The sequence below is a fragment of the Neptuniibacter halophilus genome, from assembly GCF_030295765.1.
GTDB lineage: Bacteria > Pseudomonadota > Gammaproteobacteria > Pseudomonadales > Balneatricaceae > Neptuniibacter > Neptuniibacter halophilus.
Genome location: NZ_AP027292.1, coordinates 281761 through 293969, shown reverse-complemented (window position 1 = coordinate 293969; position 12209 = coordinate 281761). Strand labels below are relative to the sequence as shown.

Annotated in this window: 10 protein-coding genes; 5 read left to right on the top strand and 5 right to left on the bottom strand. The window is 53.8% G+C overall.

The window, feature by feature from the left end:
* The first annotated feature begins 18 nt into the window (after nt 1–18).
* Nucleotides 19–1233 carry an L-2-hydroxyglutarate oxidase gene (lhgO, locus tag QUD59_RS01425; protein WP_286239097.1) on the top strand — a complete coding sequence of 405 codons (1215 nt, stop codon included), beginning with the start codon at nt 19–21 and terminating at the stop codon, nt 1231–1233.
* Nucleotides 1234–1243: 10 nt separating this feature from the next.
* Here the strand turns inward: lhgO and QUD59_RS01420 are convergent, their stop codons facing one another.
* Nucleotides 1244–2170, bottom strand: a complete 927-nt coding sequence (locus QUD59_RS01420) for a LysR family transcriptional regulator (protein ID WP_286239095.1) — start codon at nt 2168–2170, stop codon at nt 1244–1246.
* Between the two features lie 179 nt (nt 2171–2349).
* On the opposite strand from QUD59_RS01420, the gene speB reads away from it, so the two are divergent.
* The 3 genes from speB (at nt 2350) to QUD59_RS01405 (ending at nt 6418) form a co-directional block, all read left to right on the top strand.
* Nucleotides 2350–3246 (top strand): agmatinase, encoded by an 897-nt coding sequence (gene speB / locus QUD59_RS01415; RefSeq protein WP_434025550.1) that lies wholly within the window; start codon nt 2350–2352, stop codon nt 3244–3246.
* A gap of 290 nt (nt 3247–3536) precedes the next feature.
* On the top strand, nt 3537–5672 hold the full coding sequence (locus QUD59_RS01410; RefSeq protein ID WP_286239093.1) for a methyl-accepting chemotaxis protein: 2136 nt from the start codon (nt 3537–3539) through the stop codon (nt 5670–5672).
* A 104-nt stretch (nt 5673–5776) separates the two neighbouring features.
* Nucleotides 5777–6418, top strand: a complete 642-nt coding sequence (locus QUD59_RS01405; protein WP_434025549.1) for a YceH family protein — start codon at nt 5777–5779, stop codon at nt 6416–6418.
* Between the two features lie 159 nt (nt 6419–6577).
* Here the strand turns inward: QUD59_RS01405 and QUD59_RS01400 are convergent, their stop codons facing one another.
* The gene (locus QUD59_RS01400; protein WP_286239089.1) at nt 6578–7273 is read right to left on the bottom strand and encodes a TorF family putative porin; all 696 of its coding nucleotides are present in this window, start codon (nt 7271–7273) and stop codon (nt 6578–6580) included.
* Nucleotides 7274–7487: 214 nt separating this feature from the next.
* Between QUD59_RS01400 and QUD59_RS01395 the strand changes: the two genes are divergently transcribed.
* Nucleotides 7488–8972 carry an aldehyde dehydrogenase gene (locus QUD59_RS01395; RefSeq protein ID WP_286239087.1) on the top strand — a complete coding sequence of 495 codons (1485 nt, stop codon included), beginning with the start codon at nt 7488–7490 and terminating at the stop codon, nt 8970–8972.
* Between the two features lie 151 nt (nt 8973–9123).
* On the opposite strand, the gene speD is transcribed toward QUD59_RS01395, so the two are convergent.
* The 3 genes from speD to QUD59_RS01380 all read right to left on the bottom strand — a co-directional run bounded on the left by speD (nt 9124) and on the right by QUD59_RS01380 (nt 12142).
* Nucleotides 9124–9945, bottom strand: a complete 822-nt coding sequence (speD, locus tag QUD59_RS01390; RefSeq protein WP_286239086.1) for an adenosylmethionine decarboxylase — start codon at nt 9943–9945, stop codon at nt 9124–9126.
* Between the two features lie 143 nt (nt 9946–10088).
* Entirely contained in the window at nt 10089–11153 is a 1065-nt protein-coding gene (gene phaC / locus QUD59_RS01385; RefSeq protein WP_286239084.1) for a class III poly(R)-hydroxyalkanoic acid synthase subunit PhaC, read from the bottom strand.
* On the bottom strand, nt 11150–12142 hold the full coding sequence (locus tag QUD59_RS01380; protein ID WP_286239083.1) for a poly(R)-hydroxyalkanoic acid synthase subunit PhaE: 993 nt from the start codon (nt 12140–12142) through the stop codon (nt 11150–11152). The genes phaC and QUD59_RS01380 overlap by 4 nt, the downstream gene beginning before the upstream one ends.
* Nucleotides 12143–12209 lie beyond the last annotated feature (67 nt).

The window sequence follows — 12209 nt, the reverse complement described above, 5'->3', positions numbered from 1 at the left end:
TATTGCGTATTGGAAACCATGATTTACGATTATCTGATTATTGGCGGCGGGATTGTCGGCGCTTCAACCGCCTGGCAACTGAAGCAGCGTTACCCCGATAAATCGGTGCTGCTGGTTGAGAAAGAAGCGGCGTATGCTATGCACCAGACCGGTCATAACAGCGGTGTGATCCATGCCGGTGTCTATTACGCGCCGGGCAGTCTTAAAGCTAAATTCTGTAAAGAGGGCGTGGCTGCGACGATCAAATTCTGCGAAGAGCAGAATATCCCTTACGATCAATGCGGTAAGTTGCTGGTGGCAACCAACGAGCTGGAGCGGGAACGGATGCTGGCCCTGTTCGAGCGTTGTCAGACCAATGGCATTGAGGTGGAGCTGCTGGATCAGCAGCAGCTTAACGCGCTGGAACCGGACATCACCGGGGTTGGGGCGATTAAGGTCAACACGACCGGGATTGTCGATTATCAGAAAGTCACCACGGCGATGGCGAAATGCTTTGAGCAGTTGGGTGGCGAAACGCGCCTCAATACCCGGGTGGTCGGGATGCAGGAAACGGCGGATCTGATCCGGCTGGATGTTGAAACTCAGGGCCGCAGCGAACAGATTGAAAGTCGCTTTGTGATTACCTGTTCCGGTCTGATGGCGGATCGCACGACGCGTATGCTGGGCATCAAGACCGATTTTCAGATCATTCCGTTCCGGGGTGAATATTATCAGTTGGGCCCGGAACACAACCAGATTGTTAAACATCTGATCTACCCGATCCCCGACCCGGATTTGCCGTTCCTCGGCGTTCACCTGACCCGGATGATCGATGGTTCGGTGACGGTTGGGCCGAATGCGGTGCAGGGCTGGAAACGTGAGGGCTATGGGCGGATTAATATCAGCCTGCGAGACCTGCTGGATATGTTCCGTTTCAGTGGATTCTGGAAGGTGCTGTGTGCTCACTTCAGGGTGGGTCTGGTGGAGACCCGTAACTCCTGGTGGAAGCCGGGTTACCTGAAAACTGTGCAGAAATACTGCCCTAAGCTGAAACTGTCCGATCTTAAGCCGTATCCTGCCGGTATTCGGGCTCAGGCGGTGATGGCCGATGGCTCGCTGGTGCATGACTTTCTGTTTGCGGAAAGTCCGCGCAGCCTGCATGTCTGTAACGCGCCGTCTCCGGCTGCTACCTCGTCGATTCCGATCGGCAATTATATCTGCGACAAGGTCGCCGAGAAGCTTGGCGCGGAGTAACCCGCTCCGGTCAGCGGCGGATCAGCCGCTGACCAAACGCCTGAATTTCTTCTTTCAACCAGATAATCGCCGGGTCTTCTGCATACAATGGATGGCTGACAATGGTCATGTCGATAGCCGGTAGCTCTGCGGGCGGTTCCACCCGTTTCAGCGGCAGCATTTCGGCAAACAGCTCGCCCATACGAGAGGGCAGCGTGATCAGTGCATCGGTATGCGTCGCCAGCCTCGCTGCTGCCGTATAGTTGGTAGCGCGGGCAATCGGCTGGCGGGTTTTACCCAGCCGGGTCAGCCAGTGATCGACCCCGCTACTGGTTTCTCCCTCCAGATCAAAAAACAGAATATGCGGCTGTTCCAGATACTCATCGAGGCTGAGCTGGTCGCCGATCTGGTGATTGGCCGCCGCGCTGAGGCAGGTCTGGCGCTCGCTTATCCAGTCTTCTACCAGCAGATGCTTAGGCAGTGACTGACCCGCTTCCATACCCACAATCAGATCGATCTGCCCCTGCTGCAGATGGCTACTGGCGGTTTCAACGGCAATCAGGGCGATCTCAACCTGAATATGAGGTGCCCGTTGGCGCAACTGGCTGAACCAGTCCGGGAAGACAACGGTTTCAAAGTAGTCGGTGCTGGCGATGCGGAAGGTCCGGCTGCTGCTGGCCGGATCAAAGGGGGCAGGGGGTTCCAGCGTTCTGCCAACTAACTGTAGCGCCTGTCGCACCTGAGGCAGCATCTGTAAGGCTCTGGGGGTGGGCTGAAGGCCGTTCTCGGTGCGTACCAGTAAAGGGTCGTCGAGTAGTTCACGTAAACGGTTCAGGGCGTGGCTCATGGCAGACTGGCTGAGAAATACCTTTTCCGCAGCCCGGGTTACATGGCATTCGCTGATCAGGGCTTCAAACAATACCAGCAGATTGAGGTCAAACTGTCGCAGGAGTTTCATGCGGAATCCAATTATTAATTTGGTGCATTTATATATTTTAATAATGCATTTCAATAATTATTGGTCAGAGGCTACCCTGTAATCAAGTTGAATTTAAGTGTGAGGTGAGCACGGTGAGTGATAAAGAACAACAAGTAACAGTGGCAAATGCGGATGTTCCCCTGTACGGCGCACTGGGTATGACTTTTATGCAGTTTCCTCAGCTACGGGATCTGCAGACGAGTGATGCGGAAGTCATTGTCAGCGGCGTGCCTTACGATATGTCCACTTCCGGCCGCCCGGGTGCTCGCTTCGGACCTGAAGGGATCCGTTCAGCTTCTGCCAACCTGTCATGGGAAGGCGCGCGCTGGCCGTGGAATTTTGCTCTGGATGATCACCTGAACGTAGAAGATGCAGGTAACGTTTACTTCAAGCATGGTGAGCCGCAGACGCTGGTAGATAATCTGGAAGCGCATATCAGCAAGATTATGGAAGCGGACAAATCCGCGCTGACCTTCGGTGGTGATCACTTTATTACCCTGCCGATTCTGCGTGCTTACGCGAAAAAGCATGGCCCGATTGCGGTGATCCACTTTGATGCACACACCGATACCTATTCCGGTGGCACTAAGTATGACCACGGTACGCTGTTCCATCATGCGGTCAATGAAGGTCTGATCGACACTGAGCACTCTCTGCAGATCGGTATCCGTACCGCTTACGATACAGAAGGTCACCCATTTGAAGTACTGGATGCGGCCTGGGTGAATGGCAACGGTCCGGAAGCTACGCTGGAGCGTATCCGCAAACGTGTGGCCGATAAGAAAGTTTATGTCAGCTTCGATATCGACGGTCTGGATCCGGCGTTTGCTCCGGGTACAGGTACCCCGGTTTCTGCAGGCATGAGCATCGATACTGCGCTGAAAGTGATTCGTGGTATGAAAGGTCTGAACCTGATCGGTATGGATGTGGTTGAAGTGGCACCGGCCTACGATAACTCCGATATTACCTCTCTGGCAGGCGCTACGCTGGCACTGGAATACCTCTACGTACTGGCAGCCAATCAGGGCGCAGGCGGGGACTACCTGTCTAAATAACGCGACAGATCAGCCATGGCTGCTACCGGTGGTCGTGCATGGCCGGCAGAGCGAATTCGCCCTGCCGGCTTTTTTTCATTTGTATTCACCCCGCCGGCGACATCGCTCAGCCGCGCTATCGGTTAGCTCTGCCATCAGCTCTGTCAGGTTTTGCCCGCATATACCTCTTCAGGGTTAGAGTGCTTTGCCCCGGATTTTGACTACACTTTCAACAATATATGGCGATGCTCAAGATCGTCACACCCTTTCCCCAAAGGACAGTTCAACAATAACAATAAGGAGTCTTCCTGATGTCGATCAGAGCCTTGCCGATCAGTGTCAAGCTGCTGTCTACCATTATTATTGCGTTTGTTCTGCTGGTCGGGATTCTGAGCAGCAGCCTCTATCTGAGTCTGGGCAAGATGGAGTCCGATATTCTGGCGCAGACTCAGGAGGAGATGGAGAGTGAAATACTCGGCCGCCTGAATGCTGAAGCGGGTCGTCTGAGCAGTTTTATCTCAGGATACGTAGACAGTGTCTACCGGGTTCCCCTGACGGTATCCCGGATTCTCGCGGCAACCGCAGCGAAACCGGATGTGCGTCTGAGCCGGGATCAGGTCAACGAGCTGGTACGCGCCAGCCTCAGCCAGCATCAGGATATCAGCTCTACCTATGCGCAGTTTGAAGCCAATGGTTATGATGGTGCGGATAACTACAACCGGGGCAGCCAGTCGATCCATACCGTCGCCGACTCGGGTGCGCTGGAGATCTATTGGGTGCGCAACTCTCCCTCGGAGCTGGAACAGCAGCGGGTAGAGGACAGTCAGGAAAAATATGCCGACGAAGTCGGTGAGTTTGGCATTCGTGAAGCGGAGTGGTATCTCTGCGCGAAAGATAAGAAAGCGCCCTGTATTCTTGACCCTTACCTGTATGAGATCTCGCCGGGCAACAGTGAGCTGATGACCAGCCTGACAGCACCGGTCATGGTTGAAGGTACGTTTTCCGGTCTGGTAGGGATTGACGTTAATCTGCCGATTTTTCAGAACCTGACCGAGCGTGTCAGTAAAGAGCTCTATGGCGGACGCAGTAAGGTCAGTCTGCTGAGTGATAAAGGGCTGATTGTGAGCTCCAGTCATTACCGTGAAAAACTCACCCGGCCCCTGACCGAAGCGCGCAATGATCTGCCTGCCGGTATTCTTAAACTGCACCAGCAGGCTAATGGTATTGAGCTGTTTGAGGGGACTTACTATGTTGCCTATCCGGTTAAAATCGCTGCGGCTGATACTACCTGGTCGCTGTTGATTGAACTGCCTCAGGAGGTGGTGCTGGAGAGTGCCAACCGTCTGTCTGCGACCATTGATCAGCAGGTACTGACCATACTCAGCTCGCAGATTATTCAGATTCTGGTGGTGTCTGCGGCGGCGATCTTCCTGCTGTTGCTGCTGATCCGTTCGGTGGTGTCACCGATTCGTGAGCTGGATCGCCGGGTGATGAACCTGTCCAGTGCTGAGGGGGATCTGACCCAGGTGCTGACCATCGATACCCATGCTGAGCTGATCTCATTGAGTAATGGCTTCAACCAGTTTATGCATAAGCTGCGGGATATGGTGACGCAGCTTAAAAATGTCGGCGAGGGCGCTAAACAGTGCGCCCTGAAAGGCCGGGAAATTAATGACCTGTCGCTGAATGCAACCACCGATCAGCAGCGCGAAATTCAGAGCGTGGTGGTGGCAACCAATGAGCTTTCTGCAACCTCCTCGGAGGTATCCAAACTGGCAGCAGAGGTGGCGGGTAACGCGCAGCGGGCCAGACAATCAGTTGAGAATGCGCAGAAAACCCTTTCGGCGTCCGTGGATGAGGTTGGTCAGTTGACGGCTGAGATGGGGCAAGCCAATGAATCGATTCAGGAGGTGGCTAACCGCACTGATGAAATCTACCGGATTCTGGAAGTGATTCAGGGCATTGCCGAGCAGACGAACCTGCTGGCACTGAACGCGGCGATTGAAGCAGCGCGGGCGGGTGATAAAGGTCGTGGCTTTGCGGTGGTGGCTGATGAGGTGCGTAATCTGGCATCGAAAACACAGGACAGTACTGAAGAGATCAATACGATGATTCAGGGCCTCAAGAGCGGTGTGACACAGGCAGTAGCGACGATTGAGCAGGGTACTCAGCGTGCTAATGGCACCCGCGAAGAGACCTTGCAGAGCTACGATCTGCTGGCAACGGTCGGCAGTGAAATTGGAGAGATTGCCGAGCATATCACTCAGGTGGCGACGGCGGCTGAGCAGCAAAGCTCGGTCAGCGAAGAGATCAGCCGAAACCTCACTGTGATCGGTGATGCAACGGAAGCGCTGGCAGAGCTGGCCGGACAGAGTAATCAGGCCAGTACTGAACTGGAGAATGAGATCCTGACGCTGGATCAGCAACTGAGTTCACTGCGTACCTGATAAAGCGCGCCGGGAGGGCGCGACTAATGTAATGGGTTCCTGTCAGCGTCGGCTGTGCTATGTTTGATCTCAGTAAGATGGAACAGAAGGAACCCATTGTGGATATGGATTTAACCTTACCTCAGACCCGGGTGATTGGTGCGTTGCTTGAAAAAGAGATCACCACCCCGGATCAATACCCCCTCTCCCTGAATGCCCTGACCCAGGCCTGCAACCAGAAAAGTAACCGTGAACCGGTGATGAGCCTCGCTGAAGCCGATGTAATGACGCTGCTGGATCAGTTGCGTGATAAGCGTCTGATTCGTGAAGAATCCGGATTTGGCAGCCGGGTCATGAAGTACAAACATCGCTTCTGTAACACTGAATTCAGTGATCTGCAGCTAACCGCGCAGGAGCTGGGCATTATCTGCGTCCTGCTTCTCAGAGGCGCGCAGACCCCGGGAGAGTTGCGCAGCCGGACTAATCGCCTGTGCAGCTTTAATGATGTCAGTGAGGTGGAGCAGGTATTAGTCCGCCTTGCTGAGCGAGCGCTGGTGGTGCGGCTTGAACGCGAGCCGGGCAAGCGGGAGTCGCGTTATCTGCATCTATTCAGTGGCCCGGTGGATCAGGCTGCTGTTATCCCGGAAGAAGATAAACCCCTGAGCCGGAGTGCACTGGAGCAGCGGGTAGCGCAACTGGAAGATGAGCTGGCGTCACTGAAGCAGCAGTTACTGGAGATGACGCACTCAGAAGAGCAGGAGAGATAAAAAGCCGCCCCTGCGAGGGAGCAGGGGCGGAAAGTGCATAATATCGAAGAGGGCATGAACCTTTGCCCGTGACTGTAGTGGAGTAGCATTGACCGGCCCGGGGTAAGTCAGGCCGGTCGCTGTTAATCCGGTAGCCAGTCCACTACCGGATCCTTCAGCTTAGAACGTGCGGGATACGCTCAGCAGCAACGTGTTGTCGTTGCGGAATGCACCGGAATCAACTTCGTCGTCACCGTCCAGATCAGTGAACAGGTAAGCTGCAGACAGATCCAGACCCGCGTATGAGCCGGAGATGCCTACAGAGTAGTCGGTGTAGTCATCCAGATCGCCGATATCTTCGTTGCCCCAGTAGTCACCGAAAGAGCGGCCAGCGTGCAGATCCAGGCTTACTGCTTCGGTCAGCGCGTAGCTGTAATCGATCGCCAGATAGTGAGCAGACTCACCCGCGTTGAAGTTGTCGTCAGCGTAGGCGTAAGTCAGACCCAGATCGCCGTAGTACAGGCCGGCAATAATTTCAGCGTAATCGCCGTCTGCAGCATCGTAACCCGGATAGGTGTAGTAGTTCAGGCTGATGTCGTAGCTCCAATCATCATTGATCTCGCCCCAGTAACCCACGTAGTAGTCGATTTCCAGGTTTGCGTCGTCATCAAAATCTACGTTACTGCCCCAGATACCGGCGTAAACACCGTTTTCAAACTCCACATCCAGACTGCCCTGAACGGCGGCATCACCAGCGGTCTGGCTGACGCCACGGAAACGGTAGTCGTTGGTGAAGCTGATCGTGCCGGAAACTTCAGCCGCGTTTACGCTGCTGACAGCCATCGCCAGAGTCAGGCCGGTAAGAATTTTTTTCATCAGTTGTTCCCCTTCTTATTTTTTACAGAGATAGTCATTGTTGAAAATCTGCACAAGAACCGTCTATACCCCCGGGAGGGTATACCTCGGGGGGTAGATTAAAGGTCGAACAGAGAAACTTCGGGCAACTACCCATTTGGGTGTATAGCCGCCCCGGCGGGCGCTCTTCTAGAATCCGGCTATTGCTGTAACTAGCCTCGGGAGAATTTTAACAATGAAAAGCTATAGCGAGTGGAAAGCCCTCAGTGAAACCCTGACACTTCATGGTCAGGCTTATATCAATGGTGGTTTTCAGCCAGCTGTCAGTGGTGAAACCTTTGACTGTGTAAACCCGGCTACAGAACAACTCCTGACGACCGTTGCGAGCTGCGATGAGGCGGACGTCAATATTGCGGTGGCGAACGCCCGTGAAGTCTTCAAATCCGGTGAGTGGTCGCAGAAACATCCGCGCGAGCGTAAGCAGATCATGCTGAAGTGGGCCGACCTGATCGAGCAGCACAAAGATGAGTTTGCACTGCTGGATACGCTGGACATGGGTAAATCCATCAATGAGATGGTGAATATCGATGTGCCGGATGCGATCGATTGCTTCCGCTGGACTGCCGAATCCATTGATAAAGTGTACGGTGAAATTGCGCCGACCGGTAACGACACGCTGGCCCTGATCAGCCACGAACCCGTGGGTGTTGTGGGCGCTATCACGCCGTGGAACTACCCGCTGCTGATGGTGAGCTGGAAGATTGCACCGGCGCTGGCAGCCGGTAACTCGGTTGTGCTGAAACCGTCTGAGAAGTCACCTCTGAGTGCGCTGCGTCTGGCTGAGCTGGCGGTAGAAGCCGGTATCCCGGCGGGTGTACTGAACGTGCTGCCGGGCTTTGGTCATACCGCAGGTAAAGCGCTGGCTCTGCATATGGATGTTAATGTACTGGCCTTCACCGGTTCTACCCGGGTTGCGGGTATGCTGATGGGCTACTCCGGTCAGTCCAACATGAAACGTATCTGGCTGGAAGCGGGCGGTAAATCGCCGAATCTGGTATTCGCGGACTGCGATATCAAGAAAGCGGCCGCCGGTGCCGCGAACGCGATCTTTGCCAATCAGGGTGAAGTCTGTATTGCCTGCTCCCGTCTGTATGTTGAGAAGAGCATCAAAGAGCAGTTTATGGCGGCACTGATCGAAGAAGCGGCACGCTTCCAGACCGGTGATCCGCTGGACCCGGCAACCACGATGGGGCCGATGGTTGATGCAGCGCAGTTGCAGACCGTTGAGCGCTATGTTCGCTCTGCTGTGGAAGAGGGCGGTGAAGTGGTACTGGGTGGTCTGCCTGAGTATGTTGAAGGGCAGGGTTTCTATGCTAAACCGACCATTGTCGATAAGGCACACAACGGAATGACCTTTGTCAAAGAGGAGATCTTTGGTCCGGTACTGGCGGTTTGCGAGTTTGAAACGGAAGCGGAAGCGATCGCGCTGGCGAACGACTCTGAATATGGTCTGGGTGCTGCCGTATGGACTGAAAATCTGTCCCGTGCTCACCGTGTCAGCGGTCAGATCGAGAGTGGTATGGTCTGGGTTAATACCTGGGGTGAAGGCGACTCTACGGTGCCATTCGGCGGTGTTAAAGCGTCTGGTAACGGCCGCGATAAATCCCTGCATGCGCTGGAAAAATACACCGATGTTAAGAAGGTGCTGATTCGTCTGTAATCGCAGATTGAATCTACTCTTAACCCGGAATACCCCTGTTATCTGACAGGGGTATTTTTTTGTCTGCGAAATAGTCAGGCAAAGTTAAAGGCGTAAAAAAGCCCTCCGTTGGAGGGCTTTTTCGTTTGAGCGGGCCGTTAAAGCCAGAGGCTTAAGGCTGCTTCAGTTTCATATCCGGCATATTGCGGCCGTAGAAGATCTCGTTCATCTCTTTATAGAGGCGATCGGTAATATCCTGTACCTCTGACGCCGGCAGTTCCTCTTTGGTGGTGCCGAACAGGTAGGTGTTCAGGTTGAAGTCCTTCAGCATCATCTTGGTGTGGAAGATGTTTTCCTGATAAACATTCACGTCCAGCATCTGGTACTGGTCGTGGATATCGGCCGTGAAGAAGTTCTGGATCGAGTTGATATCGTGATCGATGTAGTGTTTCACGCCGTGAATATCACGGGTAAAACCACGCACCCGGTAGTCCACGGTGACGATATCCGATTCCAGTTGATGGATCAGATAGTTCAGCGCTTTCAGCGGTGAAATAATACCGCAGGTAGACACTTCAATATCGGCGCGGAAGGTACAGATACCGTCATCCGGATGTGCTTCAGGGTAAGTGTGAACGCAGATATGGCTCTTATCCAGATGGGCTACCACGGAGTCGGGCAGAGGGCCGGGTTTCTCGGTGGTGTCGACGTTGTTAGCGTCTTTGACCGGTTCTTCAGCCACCAGAATTGTTACGCTGGCGCCCTGCGGATCGTAATCCTGTCGTGCAACATTCAGAATGTTGGCGCCGATGATCTCGCAGCATTCGCTGAGGATTTCGGTCAGGCGGTCGGCATTGTACTGTTCATCAATGTACGCAATGTATTCGGCTTTCTGTTCAGCCGTTTGTGCGTAACAAACATCATAGATGCAGAAGCTCAGGCTTTTGGTCAGATTGTTAAAACCCTGCAGCTTGATTTTTCTGGTGGTAGGCAATGTCGTATGCTCCGGTTAGGCACCAAAATCAGACGCGCGATTTTAGTAGACAATGGGGCTCGGAGGAAGAAAAAAATCATTACATCTGGATGAAAATCATTAATTCCTCTCAAGCCCTTTAAACATGGGCTCTGCGGGCCTGCTTAGTCGCGTTCAGCAAGCCATTCAACTATAGCGGGAGCGACCTGAGTTTGCGATTTTCCGGAAACAAACACGCCGATATGCCCGGCCCGGACCTCAAGCTCCTGATAATCGTCTGAGCTGATCAGTGGTTTCAGTGCGGTTGAGGCTTTGGGTGGTACCAGATGGTCAAAGCTGCCATAGATGTTAAGTACCGGCTGGCTGATCTGTTTCAGGTCGACCCGGTACTCGCCGATCATCGCTTCCGCTTTGATCAGTTTGTTCTGCTGAAAAAACTGGGTAATAAACTGGCGGAATGCTTCACCGGCCTGATCCGGGCTGTCGTAGATCCACTTTTCCATGCGCAGAAAGCTGAGCGCGCTCTCGCGGTTTTCCAGTTGGTTGGGCATGCCCAGGTTCTTCTGTACGCCGAGGCGCATCGGCATCAGAGAGTTGTAGGAGTCATTCAGCATGCTGCCCGGAATATTGCCATAGGTTTCAACGGCTAGGTCTGCATCCACGTACTTGGCCAGATGGTACAGCAGGTTATCTTCGGTCTGAAAATCCACTGGGGTGACCATGGTGATCAGGTTTTTGATCCGCGCCGGATTCAGCGCGGTATAGCAAAGACTGAAGGTGCCGCCCTGACAAATACCGAGCAGGTTGGTTTGTTCGCTGCCGGCATGCTGGCAGGTGGCGGCAACGCAGTTATTCAGGTATTCGTTGATATAGTCGTCGAGATCCAGATAACGGTCTGCCGGGTCCGGGTAGCCCCAGTCGATCAGGTAAACATCCAGGCCCAGTTCCAGCAGGCGCTGCAGCATGGAGCGTTTGCTTTCCAGATCGATCATATAGGGCCGGTTAACCAGCGCATAGCAGATCAGTAGCGGGGTGGTGCAGCGTTTTTCACCGCGGGCACTGTAGTAGCGCAGGCGCATCTTGTCCTCGGTGTAGATCACCTCGTAGGGGGTGGAGTCGACATCCACTTCCTTGAGTTGCGCCAGCGTATTGTAGCTTTTCAGCAGCTTACGATTGAACTCAAACAGCTCGTTGCTGATCAGGGCCGGGTCCAGATTGAATCCACTCATGCTTTAGCACTCCTGCGCTGCTTTTTCAGTTCGGCCACCTCAGCCCGCAGGCTGGCAATCTCTTGTTTCAGTTCGCTGATCAGTGCGGCTGCGGATTCATTCTGCAGCTCATTTACCTGCTGTTTCAGTGCCTGTAGCTCGCGATGGCTGGTGCGCTGCTCTTTACGCATCTGGTGCTGGCGTTGCAGGGCGGTATCCAGTCCTTTGCGCGTGGCCAGACCGACTGACTGGAAGTGAACGTCGCGCACATCCTGCACATACTTGCGCAGTTGCATCAGGGCGTTGCTGATGCGCCCGTGGGAGCGTTGATAGGCATCGGTGAACACGGTGTCGGCATAAGCGGATTCGTAGGCGTCGACCCATATATCATGCAGTTGCTGCAGGCTGTTGATCTTGTCGTCGCTGTTGCCAAGAATCTGCAGCATCTTACTGGCGGCATGCTGATTGATGGAGTTGTAGTGGTTGACGTATTCCTGCAGCGCTTCCTGATATTCCAGAGTCAGGCGGATCGCTTCTCTGATCTGTTCCTGGGATTCGCGCTGGCCGCCGATCACCGGGGTTTCCAGCAGGCTTTTCATACCGCTGATAAATGGGTTTTCAAACAGCAGATCGTCGCGAAAACTATGGGTTTTGAAAAGCGAGGCAAACTGTTCCGGGAATTGCCACTGCTGCATCAATGCATCAGCGGTTTGTTTTTGCATATATTTCTGAAACTGCTGTACGGCATCATTGATGTGTTGTTCGCCACCTTCGCGGTACTGCTTCAGCAGCTCCTCGCCGTACTGGGTAAAGTTAGCCGACTGGGCGCCGAGAATATCCAGTAGCTGAGAAAACTGTTTTGGCGCTTCCTGTTTAACTGTTTCCTGATTGCGGGCGATAAATTCTGCCCACGCTTCAGGGGATTGCGCGCCACTGCCGGAGGCGATCTGCTCCCAGTAGGTTTTCTGGGCTTCTAACAGAGCATCGAGTGTTGAACCGTTATTTTCCATAAGCCAGTTTTTCCGCTTCAGTTGGTCTGTCTCATCTTATTACAACTAAGCCCTGCTTTATATACGC